Origin of the sequence: Zophobihabitans entericus (assembly GCF_011745665.1) — a bacterium.
In the GTDB taxonomy this organism is placed as follows: domain Bacteria; phylum Pseudomonadota; class Gammaproteobacteria; order Enterobacterales; family Orbaceae; genus Zophobihabitans; species Zophobihabitans entericus.
The window spans coordinates 450005-466340 of the sequence record NZ_CP050253.1 but is presented as its reverse complement, the minus strand read 5'-3'; the positions used below and the strand labels follow the sequence as shown (position 1 = coordinate 466340).

Here is a 16336-nt window from a genome sequence, read left to right as displayed (position 1 = left end):
ATTAACTTTTATATTTCTTCTCAAGTCGATTGGATTCGATGATCACGATAACCGAGCCGGTGAAAGTTAAAACCGCACCAATCACACTTGAAATAGCCGGAGTCATAAAGAACGGAGGTAAAGCTAAAATAATAATAGTCCAGATTCCGTAAGCGATATTTAAACTACTTGCAGTACTTACACCGGCATTATTCATACCTCTGAAGTAGAACACGTAAGCAGCAGCATTAAAGAATGAAGCCAGAATGAACACTAAAATAATAAATGTAGTATTACCTAGCACGCCATGAGTGAAATCAAACTCAGTATTGAAATCGATCATGGAAACAAGGTTTGTGAAGAATTCAAAGTTACCTGGAATCACCAGCAGAATAATCATCATGATGGTATAAATTATAATCGCCGATACTTGTTTCAAGGCTAAAGAAACAACCGGGTCAACATCTTCTGCCATCAAGCGATAACCAAACACCAGTTCCAGTGAGTAGCCCACAGAAGCAACAATCGCCAGCACAATACCAATAATATGCAGACCAGAGAATCCGGAAATAACCACAATCCCTGATACCGCAAATAAGATACCTAAGAACTTAACTGGAGACAGGCGATCTTTAAACCAGAACAAGGCAATAATCGAACCAAGTACCGGATAAAACGCAGTAATTGACATCGCCACACTCACAGAATAGCGGCTGGCAATAGCAAAAGGTACTAAACCAAGAGGACCAGCAAATAACGCTGCCGGCATGATTTTAAATAATGAAGGGCTTTTGAGCTCTTTTAAGAATGTTTTAAATTTGCCTTGTTGATAACAATAGCCAATTTCAAATACACCAGTAATCAGTGCATCAATCCAGGCAATACCAATTGCCGAAAGGATAATAAACATAATCCCTTTAGCGCTATCAAGCGTGCCGGTATCACCATTGAACGGACTAAGTACACTAAATAGTGTGATGGAGTAAGATGCCCACAGTATCCCTGACGTGATCGCCTGTATAACACCGTCTTTAGTTCTTCGCATAATCTACCTCTTAAATTAAAATTTTTGTAATTTTTAAACTGGTATATTTGCTATCTTTTCATTGGCAGATACCTTACATTCAAAAGTATCCGATTTGTCTTATAGACTGATATAACTAGTTACAAGTGACTGTAATTTGTCATCATTGCGCAACGAAAAAGCACTAAAACTTGGGAAAATACATCTATGGGGAGGCCTTATCTTTTTGGTATCAGATCACACCACACAAATACAATGAGTTTGTGACATCATTTACGATGTAAAAAATAGAACAAGTTTATTATAGGTATTTTCAAGTCTTTATATTGAGAGTAACAATAACACAGCTGACTTACTGAGATTGGACAAGATCGCATAAAACTGAGTGATTATCATGATTACTTTATCGTTAGTTTTTAACAATCGAGGTAATATTTTTCATATTTATATTTACTTTAATGGGACATATTCTATACTTTTATTAACAATAATTATTATAAGGTACATTAAGATGTCAAAAATCCCTTTGTACTATAAAGATGATGAGTTCTTTAATGAGTTTGGTACCAGCTGTTACATTAATTATGAAAAAATGGTTGATAACTTTCCATTGTATCGACACGATTTCATTGAAATCAGCCTGATCCTTGACGGGGAAGGTGTGGAAATTATTAATGGGCAGCAATATCCCATTAAGAAAGGACATATCTCCGTCACTGCTCCCTGGCACTTTCATACTATTTATACCCCGATGAAAAAAGAGATTACTCGCTTTATTTGTGAGTTTTCAATGGAAGACTATCTTCAGTTTGCCTCCGTCTGGGAAAAGTCTAAAGAGATGCTACTACATCCAAACTTTCAACCTTGCCTGACACTCAATGATGAACAATTTGATGAGGTCTGTAATATTTTCAATCAAATGTATAAAGTCTTTACCTCAGAAGGTGTTAATAAACAAACTAAGTTATATCTAAAACTCCTTGAGTTTATGATGTACTTTTCTGAGATTCAGACTCGTCATGCTAATAAAAAGTCTGCTAAAAAAATCACAGGTAACAAAACCAATAAAGCAGTACTTGAGTCGATTCGTTATATTCATAAGCATTTTGCCGATGACATTTCTATCGATAAGGTTAGTAAAGATGTTGGAGTCAATACCAGAAGCCTGAACGAGCAATTGATCGGCTATACCGGACAGAATTTTACCTCTTTACTCACTAATATTCGTATTCGTAACGCCTGTATTTTACTGGCACTTAAAGCACCAACGATTAAATATATTGTCTCAAATACTGGTTTTAATTCTGTGCAGAATTTTTACCGAACCTTTAAAAATATTAAAGGAATTACGCCTGACGAGTACCGCAAACAACACTGGGCAGAGTCAGAAGGTAAAGCAGGTTACTTAATGCAAAGTAATCAGGTCTGGCCAATTCTCTATTATCTGCATAAAAACTTTATGAATGATATTACGCCAGAAGAGGTCGCCCAGCAGCTGGGCATGAGTGTGTCTAATCTGCATAAAATTATCAAATATAATTTAATGGAATCATTTACTGACGCCCTGCGGGAAATCCGGATCTCTTATAGCTGTGGACTTTTGATCGCAACAGATAATCCGATCACGCAGATTGCGATTGAAGTGGGTTACAACAATATGAAAGCCTTTAACCGGGCATTTAAATTGCAAAAAGGTTGCCCACCTTCAGAGTATCGGGAGAAAGAACACTCTGCAGAAGAGATCGATGAATATTTGTTATTAATAAAAAACAGAGAAGAATAACAGTAACGAAAAAGGCGGAGAATCCGCCTTTTTATTGAGATAACATTCCATCAGTACCTAAATCGATATTTAATACGTCACAACGATGTTCAGCACAACCAACCCTGCGTCCTCCAATTGAGCCAATTCCGCCAGTGTCAATCGAGAACATCATTTCCTGCCCATGATTATGTAAAGTACCAATCACCCAGCAACCATAGACATCAAAATCATTGATATGATAAGTATCTACATAAGAATAGTCTGTACTCAGTTCAAAATAACGTTTAATTGTTGCTGGCGTAAATCCTGACTCCTCAAGAGTCATAACTGAGCAATCAAAATCATCAATAACAACATCAGAGATATTCACACTCATATTCAGATAGACCGGCTGCCATGCGTACCAGTCCGTATCTTCAGACATATCCAGCATTGCAGCTTTAATTGATTCACTTAAACGCTCAAAAAGTGCCCGATGAATAACCGCAATTTGCGGATCAAGCCCATCGGGTAACAATAAATCGCCATTTTTAATAGTAAAAGAGTAAATAAACTCTGATTCAGTGAGTGAGTTAATTAAATACGAATGGTTGGGATCAATACTTAATTTCATCTCTCCGACAAAGAAATAGATATTTTCCTGCTTTATGCGATTAATCACCATTTCACTACTAAACTGTGTTTCATCTTCTGATTCAACACGAAAGATAATCTGAGTATAGTCTGCCGGGTTTTCCTCCAGATGAGCAACTTCTGCTTGTTCCGCAATCGCAGCCACACTTTGTAATGAAAGCGAGGAATGAGCTATTTGCTCAGCAGCAACAGGAAAGACCAGCAGGCAAACAGTACTAACAAATAACTGAAATAAACGATTCATAAAACGCCATCATGTTTAAACTGTCACAACAGTGGTAACCTGATTAAGTTGTTTAAGATCTTTTTTACTCACACGGTTATCCGTAATCAGCAAGTCAATCTTACTCCAGTCACAGAAGGTGAACAGACCAGAATTATTAAACTTACTGCTATCAGCAAGGACGATCACCTTTTCTGATTTCTCTACAATCTTCGATTTAATACCAGACTCTTCAAACGAGGCAGTACAAGGCCCAAGGGAATTCTTGAACGCATCTGATCCCAAAAACGCAATATCCGGCTGAATGTTTTCCAGTAGTTGTAACGTCCAGTTACCTACAATACAGTGGCTCTGCTCTTTCAGCTTTCCACCCAGAATATAGATATTGTTATCACTATCAGCCAACATATTCACAACCGGAATAGAGTTGGTAAAAATATTCATACCCTTTTCATGAGCAAGCAACTCTGCCAGAAAGTTATTAGTTGTCCCTGAATCAATAAAGAATGACGCATTAGGAGGGATTAAACTCAAAGCGTGCATCGCAATACGCTTTTTATACTCTTTATTTTCAAGTTCTTTTATCGATAACGGCTTTTCAACGGAACTTTTTAAGTTCGCTTCATTGATGATGGCACCACCATGACTCTTTTTCACAATCCCTTTACTATCTAAAAAGATTAAGTCTTTTCTGATGGTTTCAGTTGAGACCTGAAAGATTTTTGCCAATTCCCCAACTTTAATATTTTCTCTTGATGCGATAAGTTGGGCTATTTTATTTCGTCTATATTCGGTAATTGATTCCATAATATACCTCTGTTCTTCCTTATGTATATTAACAATGGCTCCAATAATATCATAATTTCCATTTTAAATGAATTGTGAAACTTATCACAAAATTCGAAATAATAAACAATTTATATTGCGATAAGTTGCGATTTAATTTTTAATTAGCATATCTGGTTTTATCAAAATCGCTATTTAAGAATTTTAAGTAAGGGGCAAAAATCATGAACAGTCGTGCAATAACCTTATCTCCATCCATTATGTGTGCAGATATTTCTGCATTAAAAGCCAGTATTCAAGAGTTGGAAAACGTTGGAATCAAAACATTACATGTTGATGTGATCGATGGAGCCTTCAGTCCGAGTATGCCGCTGGGTGTGGATACCATTAAAAAAATTCGCGATCTCACCAATATGGAATTAGACGTGCATATTATGTCTTTGAACAACGAGTATTTTATTAATGAGATGTTAAGCATTGGTGTACAAAGCATCAGCTTCCATATAGAGACCAGCCTGCACATTGATCGCCATATCAATTTAATCAAAAAGAAAAATGTCAAAGCGGGCGTAGCACTCAATCCGGCAACGTCTCTGTCAGTACTTGATTATGTACTACCACAATGTGATCAAATTCTGCTAATGCTGATTAATCCGGGATTTGCCACAGATAAGAATGAACAACAAGTTTCTTATGCCGCACAAAAAGTGAGAGATCTTAAACAGCTCATTATTAACAAGAATCTTAACACCCAAATTCAGGTCGATGGTCGCGTTTCACTGGAAAAAATTCCTGACCTGCTAAAAGCCGGTGCAGATAATTTAGTCCTGGGTAGTACCAGCCTTTATATTCCAGGTAAAACCTTACAGGAAAATAAAGCTGCACTGGATGCAATTATCACAAACGTACTTGGTTAATCATCAGCAAGAGGTCTCCCATGAATGTTATTCATTTTGGTGCAGGTAATATTGGTAAAGGCTTTATTGCCAATGTGTTATCTCATAATGGTTTTCATATCTGTTTTGTCGATGTTGATCAAACCAATATCGCTACCATCAGAAAAGAAAACAAATACCTTATCGAAGTTTTAGATACTAAACCCTACTTTGTAGAGGTCAATAATGTTTCGATTCTGGATAGTATTCATGAGCAAACACAAATTGTTGAACAAATTTGTCAGGCTGACTTAATCACGACATCGGTTGGTGTCAATAATTTACCACGTATAGCACCTCTTATTATTCAAGGGCTTATAGAGAGATTTAAACGTCATAGAACACCTGTTAATATCATTGCCAATGAGAATGCGATCAATGCCACCAATATTCTAAAACAGGCAATAACCCAACAATTACCAACTTCAGAGCAGCAGATATTAACTCAGGTTGGTTTTGTTAATTCAGCCATTGACCGGCAAGCCATTTCAACCACTTATAATGGCACAACAATCACTGCAGTTGAGCCTTTCTGGGAATGGGTGATTAATCAAAAAGAGATGGTAGAAAATAACTTACCTAAAATACAAGGTGTCACCTACGTAGATGATCTACAGCCTTATATTGAGAAGAAGCTTTATATCGTTAATCTTGGGCATGCTTCTCTGGCTTACTTGGGGTTTATTGCGAATAAAACCACAATTTTAGATGTACTTTCGATTCCGGTATTCAGACAATTTGTTAAAAATGTGATGTCCGACTCAGCCAGATACTTAATCGCTGAATATCAATTTGCAGAACAAACACTGGCTGATTATATCGAAGATACCTTAAGCCGCTTTGCTAATCCTCATATAAAAGACAGTGTACTGAGAGTTGCTAAATCCCCCATTCGCAAATTGGGTGTTAATGAGCGTCTTATCGGCCCATTGTCGCAATTACAATCAAGAAAACTACCAACACATAATCTATCTAAAGTAGTAGCAATGGCGCTTCTGTTTAGTGATCAGCAAGATTCGGAAGCCATCACTTTACAGGATTTTATCCAACAACATGGTATTGAGGCTGCTATTAAGCATTATTGCCAGATAACTGATCAGGCGCTGATACAAGTAATCGCAGATTACTACACAACACTTAACGCCATAATTCAAAACGATTCGGGTACACATTTTCTGACACGAATTGAGCACTTTTTATTTAACCAATAATCGGGAGATATGAATGCTCACAGAATTACTGGCAGATAACATTCATTTTTCAAACCAGCAATTAGCCTGGCAGGATGCGATCACACTCGCCTCTCAGCCACTACTTGATCAGGGTTACATTACACAAAACTATGTTGATGATATCGTCAAAAATATTGAAACCAATGGTTCCTATCTCGTTTTAGTACCGGAGATTGCCCTGCCCCATGCAAGGAGTAACGGCAATGTCTCTCAGACTTCTATGTCTTTCTTAAAACTCAACAATCCGGTCATATTTCCTGACGGGCAGCCAGTCTCAGTCATGTTGGTGTTAGCCAGTGCGGATAATGACGGGCATTTAGATGTGCTGGTCGAATTTGCAGAGACACTGACTGATAAAGAACAACAACACTTATTAAAAACGGCAACAACGAAAGAACAAATACTCACTATTTTTAATTAATTGTATTTAGTTGATGAGCTTCATTAACTAAATTATGCGGAGGTATTATGAATAACATGAGTACGCAAACAAAGCCGACCGTCAGAGCCAAGGTTCAGGCTTTTGGTGGCTTTTTGACTAACATGGTGCTACCCAATATCGGTGCTTTCATCGCCTGGGGTTTATTAACAGCCCTCTTTATCCCGACTGGCTGGATCCCTAATGAGTTCTTTGGTGAACTTGTCGGCCCAACCATTACCAACTTATTACCGCTGTTACTGGCTTACTCTGGCGGGCATATGATCGCAGGTACCCGCGGTGCGGTCATGGGCACTATCGGAACCATGGGACTCATCATTGGTTCAAATATACCAATGTTCTTAGGAGCAATGATTGTCGGTCCTCTGGGCGGTTATATTATCAAGAAAGTCGATAAACTATTACATCGCTATATCCCGGCTGGTTTTGAGATGGTGATCAATAACTTCTCAATCGGTATTGTTGGCTTTTTCCTGTTACTTGTATCTTACGCTGTCATCGGTCCAATTATTGAGTATGCCAATAATCTGGTAACTCTTGCGATTAAAGGTTTAGTAGCAACTGGCGGTCTGCCTCTGCTTTCTTTAATTAATGAACCAGCTAAAGTCTTATTCTTAAATAACGTAATCGATCAGGGTGTGTACTATCCACTGGGTATGCAACAAACTTTAGAACAGGGTAAATCGATCTTCTTTATGGTGGCATCTAACCCTGGGCCGGGTCTTGGTCTGTTACTTGGTTATACTTTCTTTGGTAATTCAATCGCCAGAAAGACAGCACCGGGAGCGATTATCATTCACTTCTTCGGCGGGATTCATGAGTTGTACTTCCCGTATGTGCTGATGAAACCAATTACCATTATTGCCATGATCCTTGGAGCTATGTCTGGCATTATCACATTCCAGCTATTTGGTGTAGGACTGGTTGCCGGCCCAAGCCCAGGTTCGATCTTCTCTTACCTGGCTTTAACACCAAAGGGTAACTTCATTGGTGTCATCGCTGGCGTACTGGTGGCAACAATTGTGTCTTTCTTAGTGACTTCATTTATTTTGAAATTACAAAAAGAGAAAGAAAAAAGTGGTGAAGAGTCAAATCTGGACGAGTTTATTGAAAAATCTAAACAGATGAAATCTGAAGGTAAAAAACTATTAGAGAATGAAGCTGTTCAACAAATCGGCTCACTACAAAAAATCTCTTTTGCGTGTGATGCGGGTTTTGGTAGCAGCGCCATGGGAGCCTCAGTTTTTAGAAGAAAGCTCGAAAAGGCTGGTATTACAGATATCGATGTACAACATTATCGAATAGAAGATGTACCAAAGGATTCTGATTTAATCGTAGTTCATAAGAATCTGGCTGATCGGGCAAAACTTAATCATAGCGATATCAATATTATTGAGATCACCAGCTACCTGGAAGACCCACAACTTGAACAGTTATTAACAAGTATCACTGCTAAAAATAGTTAATAACCTTGATGGTTACATTATTTAAAACGTATTCAAAGGGATACGAAAAATAATGTAACCATACCAAATTATCTAACCCACTTTGCATAAATTACCGTGAAGGAACTAACTATGTCAGAAAGTCACTATAGTCATAACCAAAAATGTGTTATTACAGAACTCGATACCGTTCTAAAAAGTATCAGCGAACAGGAAATTGAACAACTGCTTCAAGCGCTACTTGCAGCAGAAAAAGTATTTATTATTGGTGTTGGTCGGGTAAAAATCTCACTTTCTGCTTTTGCAAAAAGACTCAATCATTTGGGCATTAAAACCTGGTTAGTTGGTGATGTGAATGAACCACCGATTGGTAGCAATGATCTGCTCTTAGTGGGTTCTGGTTCTGGTGAGTCTTTGTTCCCTAAAAATATTGCTATCTGTGCTCAAAAATATCATGCCAAAATCGCCCATTTAACCTCATCACCAAAAAGTAGCATTGCTCAAATGGCTGATGTGATTGTGGATTTTCATTGTAATTCAAAATCAGGTGATGGGATTAAAACGATTCAACCAATGACGACGCTGTTTGAACAGGCACTTATGATTTTTGGTGATCTGATTTGCCTTGAAATCGCCAGACGTAAAGGCTTAACACCAGAACAGGTGGCAACTCAACATGCTAATTTAGAGTAAGCCTCCTAACCACATCACACTTTCATCAAAATATGAAAGTGTGATGGCTAAGAGTTAAGAATCAAAATCCACATCCGCCGGCTCACCAATTAAATAGAAGTGACCACCCGCAACATGATGAATAGTACGTAAACTGTTATCTGCATTTTCAAAATGCCAGTGCCCATCTTTAAAGACACGGGTATCTGACCATGCGGCGACCACTTCACCAATAAATAGATCGTAAGTTTGCTGGTTATGCGGTTCTTTGATTAATTTACAGATCATCCAGCCGGCACAGCCCTGAACCAGTGGAATATTAAAGTCATTTTGATAAAACAAAGGGACTTTAAGTTTAGTAAGTTTATTGGGATCATCTTTCATACTCACTGAACCCACATTCACGGTCAGTTTTAGTAGTGCCGCTGTCGGAATTTGTACCGCAAAAAAACCACTTTTCTCAATCAGTGTACGGGTATGGCTGATTTTATCGATCACCACTGTCACCTTACTTGGGTTAAAATCCAGCACGCTAACCCAGGCAGCAGCCATCACATCACGATCTTCACCGCACTGGGCAGAGATAAGTGTGGTTGGTCCATGATTTAACAGACGATAAGCTTTTTCAAGCGCAATAGGAGCGATAAATTGCTGTGTATTTAGTGTCGACATAAGAGAAGTCCTTACTACACAATTATGTAGAATATTTTGACTCAATAGCGATCTGTTGACTTAAAATGGATAACCGCTTCATGACGCCATCAAGGCAGATATCTCAATGAGTAACCCTGACCTGCCAGCCTGTATCCACTGATTAAATCAATATAAATTACCTTATCACTTTTTATTTTGCTCTTACAGCTATTTATGGTTAAAAATTAAAGGCTGCTCAAGGAGTAAGCAGCCGGAGTATTTATTCTCTTCTCTCACTATTTACTACCACATTACTTAATTTTTACCTTCATACGCTCTTCATAAATTCTGGCTAGTGCAGCCTGATCTTCATTGACATAACCTTTTAGCTCAAGCTCTTGCATATAACCAAGAACTTGATTAGAAAGAGGAATATCAACACCTAATGTTTCAGAAAACTGTTTAGCATTCTTTAAATCTTTCATGTGCACCGCAATTCTGGCACTGGCGGAAAAATCACGACTGATAATTTTAGGAATTTTCACGCTCATAATGGTACTACCAGCAAACCCATTTTTAATTGCATCAAACAGCGTTGTAGGATTAAGTCCTGCTTTTACCGCAAAGGCAAACGCTTCACAGGCTGAAGCAATATTACAAGCTACAATAATGTTATTGGCCAGTTTTGCAATACTCCCAAAACCACTCGCCCCCATATATGTCACTGTACTACCTACGCATTCGAGTAAAGGTTTTATCTTATCAAAAACTTCTTTTTCGCCTCCACACATCAGGACTAAAGAACCATTAATCGCTCCAATTTCTCCTCCACTCACTGGCGAATCAATCAGGTAAATATTTTTTGCTAATGCTTGCTTATGTAGCTTTTGAATAATATCTGGTGAGGTAGAACCAAAATCAACTACAACAGTATTTGGTTTTGCCAGCTGAATAATTTTTTCTACGTTAGCAGCAAGGAGCTCATTAGTCGGCATACACAAAAATATAATATCGCAGGTTTCAAAAATAATTGAGGGATCTGTTTCAGCTATGCCACCTTGTGCTACCAGCATATCTGAACGCTCTTTAAATACATCATAACCAATGACTCGATACTGACTTTTTTTAGTGAGATTGATTGCCATCGGTAATCCCATCACACCCAATCCGAGAAACCCAATTGTTTTCATCATAATATATCCTTATCAGTATTTAAAAAATATTTATTTAAATAAATCAATATGTTATAATTATCTTTTATTAGGCATATGGATGGCTCGTCCTTCTGCAGCAAGTACGCCTTCCCGAATAGCCTCACTAATGGTTGGGTGAGCATGGATAGTGGCAATCAGATCTTCTGCTGTTGCTTCCATCTCAATAGCCAGCGCAGCTTCTGCGATCAGATCGGTAGCTCTTGGTCCCAAAATATGTACACCGAGTAGTGATTTATAGCGCTGATCTAAAATGACTTTAACCACACCAAAGCCATCATTCATGATCAATGCTTTACCATTAGCAGATAAGGGAAATTTACCTGTTACATAGTCAATGTTTTGCTTTTTACAGGCTTCTTCTGTCAGCCCCACACCGGCCAGCTCAGGAATGGTATACACACACGACGGCACAGATTTTCCGTCATATTTTGCGTGGTGACCCAGTGCATTTTCAGCAGCAATTTCACCCTGAGCAGAGGCCACGTGCGCCAACATCACTTGTCCTAAGCAATCACCAATTGCGTAAATTCCGGCAATGTTTGTTTGCATCTCATCATTAACCAGAATCTTACCTTTATCGGTGTTAACGCCAGCTTTATCTAAATCCAGATTCAACGTGTCCGTTTTTCTGCCCACTGCATACAGGACTTTATCAGTAATGACCGATTCTTCTTTCCCCTGCCGGCTAATCGTTGTTTTAGCCTGAGTGGCAGAACTCTCTATTTTTATGACTTTTGCATCGGTATAAATCGTAACACCGCTTTGTGCTAACTTATGGTGTAGCTGTGCAACCAGCTCCTGCTCCATAGTTGGCAAGATATTTGGCAAAGCTTCTACTACCGTGACTTTGGTGCCAAAGGTGGAATATATGCCAGCCATTTCAATACCAATAACGCCACCACCAATAATCAGCAGTGATGACGGAATCTGGCTCAAAGATAAAGCTGCGGAAGAATCAATGCAGATTGATTTATTTTCAATGCCTGGAATGGGTGGCAAGCTTGGGACAGAGCCTGCTGCAATAATCACTTTATCAAAACTGGCTTTATCCACGCTTCCATCAAGATATTTAAGCAGTAATGTATTTGCGTTGATAAAACTCGCTTCAGCATTAACAACCTTAATTTTATTCATCTTCATTAAACCGGAAACGCCAGAAACTAATGTATTAACAATAGACTCTTTTTTGGTTTGAACCTTATTCCAGTCTACTTTGTTGACTTTAATATCTAAACCAAAAGCGGCGGCGTTGTGGGAAGCGTCTTCTAACAACTCTGCTGCATGTAACAATGCTTTAGTGGGTATGCACCCGACATTTAAACACGTCCCACCCAGTTTATGTTTTTCAATAACCGTAACATCACCACCTAGCTGGGCTGCACGTATCGCAGCCACATATCCCCCCGGTCCACCACCAATAATGGCAATTTTTACCTTTGCCGTAGTTCCAATCGACATATTCAGCTCCTTTTATAGCAACATATTCATTGGATTTTCTAACAGTTCAGTCAGTGTTTTTTGGAATTTAGCCACCACGACACCATCAAGTAGCCTGTGATCAAAGGTCAGTGATAAGCGCATCACTTGCTTTTTGAGCAGTTCATCACTTTGACTTAATGCTAATTCCTCCTGCACTGCACAAACACCAAGAATGGCAGCATCAGGCTGATTAATAATTGGCGTAAATGATTCAATACCAAACATACCTAAATTTGAAATCGTAAAGGTATTACCCTGATATTCCTGAGCAGACAATGTTCCTTCCCGGGCTTTTTTCGCTAACTCTTTAGCCTGAACAGAAAGGCTCTCCAGCGTGAGTGACTCAGCCTGACGGATCACAGGAACAATCAAACCGCTATCCACACTCACAGCCATACCTAAATTAACGTGATCGTGATAGATAATCTCGTCTCCATCGATGCTTATTAGCATCTCTTTATGAAGCCAGAGTGCTTTACTGGTCGCTTTAAGAATAAAGTCGTTGATAGAAAAGCGTTGTGACTCATCTCTCTCAGCATTGAGCTGTTTTCTCAGCGCCAGCAGACAAGTCACATCCACTTTAACTGTTTGAGTCACGCCCGGAATTTCTAAATGACTTTGTAGCATTCTGCTTGCTACTGTTTTACGCATAGATTTCATTTTTTCTCTGCGTTCAGAGGTATTAGCCACAAAATCAGCTTTTTTCGATACAGATTCATTCCCACCGACCGGGATCGGGCTGCTCGTGGATTTATGATTTAAAATATCCTGCTTCACAATACGCCCACCCGGGCCAGAACCAGAGACTACCGATAAGTCGATGCCTTTATCCATAGCCATCTTCTTAGCCAGTGGTGAAGCTTTGACTCTTCCATTTACAGAAGAGTTAGCAACGGGAGCGGATACCGCAGGTTTAATGGCGGTATTTATCATCGGTTCAGACTGAACAACTTCAGGTACAGAAGTTGCCACGGTTTCTGTAACTCCTGCAACATTTTCATTTGCTTCACCGATCAGACAAAGAATACCCTGCACTGGCACCTCTTCGCCTTCCTGCTGCAAAATTTTTAATAAAGTACCACTAAATTCACTTTCGATTTCTGTGGCGATTTTATCTGTTTCAATCTCAACTAAAACATCACCTTTATTGACACTTTCACCTTCACGTTTAAGCCAGCGTCCAACAGTTCCCTCTGTCATGGTGAGCCCTAGTTGTGGCATTTTAATTTCATAAGCCATTATTTTCTCCTTAACGGGCCAGACCCAGTGTTTGTTTAACGCCGGCAACAATATCCTGCACCTGCGGGAATACTGCATCCTCTAAAGGTGGTGAAAAAGGTGACACTACATTCGCCCCTGCCACACGACCCACCGGTGCATCCAGTTCATCAAAGAGTTTCTCAGTAATCTGTGCAGACAGCTCAGCACCAACACCGCCACGCAGCACACCTTCTTCCACAATCACCACGTTATGGGTTTTTAAGACGGTGGCTTTAATCGCATCCCAGTCAAGTGGAACCAGTGTCCGCAGATCAAGCACCTCAACTGAGATCCCCTCTTTTTCCAGCAGTTCTGCTGCTTCGAGGGAGAAATAAACCTGACGCGACCAGGTAATAATCGTGACATCCTTACCGGATCTTTTAATATCAGCCACACCCAGTGGAATCACAATATCACCGTCTGGTACCTCTTCTTTTTTCGCATACAGGAGTTTATGCTCTAAAAAAACCACCGGATCATCATCCCGAATCGCTGCCTTTAATAAACCCTTAGCATCTGCAGCGGTTGAAGGACAAACCACCTTTAAGCCGGGAATATGAGTAAAGAGTGCTTCCAGACACTGGCTATGCTGACCCGCATTACGTCTCCCCGCTCCCATTGGAGCACGGAAAACAACCGGAATACTAAGCTGCCCACCAGTCATATAACGCAATTTAGCCGCCTGATTCATCACCGGATCTAAACAACAAGTGATAAAGTCGTTATACATCCACTCAACCACAGGTCGTAAACCTCGCATGGCCATACCTACAGCCATGCCAGTAAAACCGCTCTCACTAATTGGAGTGTCAATCACACGCAAAGGACCAAATTCTTCTAAAAAGCCTTGAGTAATACCAAAAACACTACCCATCACCGCCATGTCTTCACCCAGCACAATGATGTTTTCATCACGCTTCATTTCCTCATAGAGGCCTTCTCTGAGGGCTTTACTCACACTTAATTTGCTCATCTTGCTACACTCCTTTCATTGTCACTAGAGTACACATCGGTAAAGGCTTCTGATATATCAGGATAATCACTATTTACGGCAAAGTTTTCTGCCTGTTCAATCTCTGCAAATATCTCTTGTTCCAGCTTTTCGAGTTCAGCTTTGGAAGCTTGCTTAGTACTAATGAGCTTGTCTTTAAACAGCTTGATAGGATCTTTCAGATGTGCATTCTCAACGTATTCTTTTGGTCGATAAGAAGCCGGATCACCACAGTAATGCCCCTGCCAGCGATAGACCATTACTTCAACCAGTGAAGGACCTTTACCGGAACGAACATGTTCAACCGCTTTTTTGACAGTTTCATAAACATTTAATACATCACTGCCATCAACAGTGACACCCGGGATATCATAGGCTTTAGCCCGCACAGCAATCGTCTCGGTGTTAGTCACACCCTGAATGGCAACAGACACACCATAGCCATTGTTTTCACATAAAAATACTACTGGTAACTTCCAGGCTGCAGCCATATTGATAGCTTCATGGAATGTGCCCTGATTAGCAGCTGCATCGCCAAAAAAGCACATGGTCACTTCATCTGTTCCCATAATTTTGGATGCTAAAGCAGAACCTGCAGCAATAGGAATACCAGCACCCACAATGCCGTTAGCACCTAGTATTCCTTTGTCTGCATCAACAATATGCATCGATCCGCCTTTGCCTTTGCAATAGCCTGTTTTTTTACCAAACAACTCAGCCATGGCTTTATCTGTTTTGGCACCTTTACCAATACAATGTCCATGTCCCCGGTGGGTAGATGTAATGAAATCCCTTTCTTCCAGTGCAGCACAACTGCCAATTACACTCGACTCCTGACCAATACACAGATGGATATTCCCAGCTAACATGCCTTTAGTGAAACATTCTGCTGCCTTCTCTTCAAAATATCTGACACGTATCATTTTTTGATATAAGCCGAGTAAAAACTCTTTTGAATAACGTACTTTGCTTGCCATACTTCCTCCAAAAACTCATCTTCATGATGAGTATTTATCGAGTTTATTTCTTAATAACTCATAAAATATAACTATTTGATTTTATTAAATAAATTATCTTTCCGGACTAAATTGCACAAATCCTGTCTCTTCATCAAACAGACGCAACATTTTGACGTCCTGAACTTCACTGATAATTAAATCCAGCGTAGCCAAAATGGTGTTACCAACTAAAAAATGTCCGCCAAAGACTTTAGCGCTTTCGTCACTGGCAGAAGCGTGAAAATGGATCAGATATTCATCTTGTTCAGACTGGCAGATGATGCCTTGCCCGCCATAAAATTCGACGGGGCCGGGCACAACAATCGGGTCACAATACACAATGCCAACTTTGGCACTGGCATCAGATATTGGATAAGTGAACGTTGCCTGACTCAATGAACCAATGGCGCATAAAATCACACCATTTTTTACCCCATGCTGGCGACAGGTTTCTTCAATCCCTTCCAGCATATCGGTACCCGGTAAAAGACGGGCAATAATGGTTCTGCCAAGGCTCCCCACAACGGATTGAATTCGCATTGTTTTACTCATGATATTCACCTCTGAATAACTGTTTAAAAGCTGATTAATTAACATTTATCTGACTTTTGAGTAGTGATTTGTTCCC

Annotated in this window: 16 protein-coding genes; 6 read left to right on the top strand and 10 right to left on the bottom strand. The window is 39.6% G+C overall.

Going from position 1 to position 16336, the window contains the following annotated elements:
- Position 1: 1 nt before the first annotated feature.
- Positions 2–1024, bottom strand: coding sequence for a hypothetical protein (locus IPMB12_RS02130; protein WP_166914493.1), 1023 nt, complete (start codon positions 1022–1024; stop codon positions 2–4).
- Between the two features lie 490 nt (positions 1025–1514).
- Here IPMB12_RS02130 and IPMB12_RS02125 point away from each other — a divergent pair, with 490 nt between their 5' ends.
- On the top strand, positions 1515–2786 hold the full coding sequence (locus tag IPMB12_RS02125) for an AraC family transcriptional regulator (protein ID WP_166914491.1): 1272 nt from the start codon (positions 1515–1517) through the stop codon (positions 2784–2786).
- A gap of 31 nt (positions 2787–2817) precedes the next feature.
- Here the strand turns inward: IPMB12_RS02125 and IPMB12_RS02120 are convergent, their stop codons facing one another.
- Positions 2818–3645 carry a hypothetical protein gene (locus tag IPMB12_RS02120; RefSeq protein ID WP_166914489.1) on the bottom strand — a complete coding sequence of 276 codons (828 nt, stop codon included), beginning with the start codon at positions 3643–3645 and terminating at the stop codon, positions 2818–2820.
- A 15-nt stretch (positions 3646–3660) separates the two neighbouring features.
- The gene (locus tag IPMB12_RS02115; protein ID WP_166914487.1) at positions 3661–4431 is read right to left on the bottom strand and encodes a DeoR/GlpR family DNA-binding transcription regulator; all 771 of its coding nucleotides are present in this window, start codon (positions 4429–4431) and stop codon (positions 3661–3663) included.
- A gap of 203 nt (positions 4432–4634) precedes the next feature.
- On the opposite strand from IPMB12_RS02115, the gene IPMB12_RS02110 reads away from it, so the two are divergent.
- From IPMB12_RS02110 to hxlB, 5 genes are all read left to right on the top strand, one after another.
- A complete protein-coding gene (locus IPMB12_RS02110) occupies positions 4635–5327 on the top strand; it encodes a ribulose-phosphate 3-epimerase (protein ID WP_166914485.1) in 693 nt (230 codons plus the stop codon).
- A gap of 20 nt (positions 5328–5347) precedes the next feature.
- Entirely contained in the window at positions 5348–6556 is a 1209-nt protein-coding gene (locus IPMB12_RS02105; protein WP_166914483.1) for a mannitol-1-phosphate 5-dehydrogenase, read from the top strand.
- Positions 6557–6569: 13 nt separating this feature from the next.
- Entirely contained in the window at positions 6570–6998 is a 429-nt protein-coding gene (locus tag IPMB12_RS02100) for a PTS sugar transporter subunit IIA (protein WP_166914481.1), read from the top strand.
- 47 nt (positions 6999–7045) lie between these two features.
- Complete coding sequence (locus IPMB12_RS02095; RefSeq protein ID WP_166914479.1) at positions 7046–8482, top strand: PTS mannitol transporter subunit IICB; 1437 nt, start codon at positions 7046–7048, stop codon at positions 8480–8482.
- A 111-nt stretch (positions 8483–8593) separates the two neighbouring features.
- A complete protein-coding gene (gene hxlB / locus IPMB12_RS02090) occupies positions 8594–9154 on the top strand; it encodes a 6-phospho-3-hexuloisomerase (RefSeq protein WP_166914477.1) in 561 nt (186 codons plus the stop codon).
- A gap of 54 nt (positions 9155–9208) precedes the next feature.
- Here hxlB and IPMB12_RS02085 read toward each other — a convergent pair whose 3' ends face one another.
- The 7 genes from IPMB12_RS02085 to IPMB12_RS02055 form a co-directional block, all read right to left on the bottom strand.
- Positions 9209–9805: a flavin reductase family protein gene (locus IPMB12_RS02085; RefSeq protein ID WP_166914475.1), complete on the bottom strand. Its 597-nt coding sequence runs from the start codon at positions 9803–9805 to the stop codon at positions 9209–9211.
- A gap of 272 nt (positions 9806–10077) precedes the next feature.
- The gene (locus IPMB12_RS02080; protein ID WP_166914473.1) at positions 10078–10959 is read right to left on the bottom strand and encodes an NAD(P)-dependent oxidoreductase; all 882 of its coding nucleotides are present in this window, start codon (positions 10957–10959) and stop codon (positions 10078–10080) included.
- Positions 10960–11016: 57 nt separating this feature from the next.
- Positions 11017–12438: a dihydrolipoyl dehydrogenase gene (gene lpdA / locus IPMB12_RS02075; RefSeq protein WP_166914471.1), complete on the bottom strand. Its 1422-nt coding sequence runs from the start codon at positions 12436–12438 to the stop codon at positions 11017–11019.
- Positions 12439–12450: 12 nt separating this feature from the next.
- Entirely contained in the window at positions 12451–13698 is a 1248-nt protein-coding gene (locus IPMB12_RS02070) for a dihydrolipoamide acetyltransferase family protein (RefSeq protein ID WP_166914469.1), read from the bottom strand.
- 10 nt (positions 13699–13708) lie between these two features.
- Entirely contained in the window at positions 13709–14692 is a 984-nt protein-coding gene (locus IPMB12_RS02065) for an alpha-ketoacid dehydrogenase subunit beta (RefSeq protein WP_166914467.1), read from the bottom strand.
- A complete protein-coding gene (locus IPMB12_RS02060; protein ID WP_166914465.1) occupies positions 14689–15687 on the bottom strand; it encodes a thiamine pyrophosphate-dependent dehydrogenase E1 component subunit alpha in 999 nt (332 codons plus the stop codon). The genes IPMB12_RS02065 and IPMB12_RS02060 overlap by 4 nt, the downstream gene beginning before the upstream one ends.
- 93 nt (positions 15688–15780) lie before the next feature.
- Positions 15781–16260 (bottom strand): PPC domain-containing DNA-binding protein, encoded by a 480-nt coding sequence (locus tag IPMB12_RS02055; RefSeq protein ID WP_166914463.1) that lies wholly within the window; start codon positions 16258–16260, stop codon positions 15781–15783.
- Positions 16261–16336 lie beyond the last annotated feature (76 nt).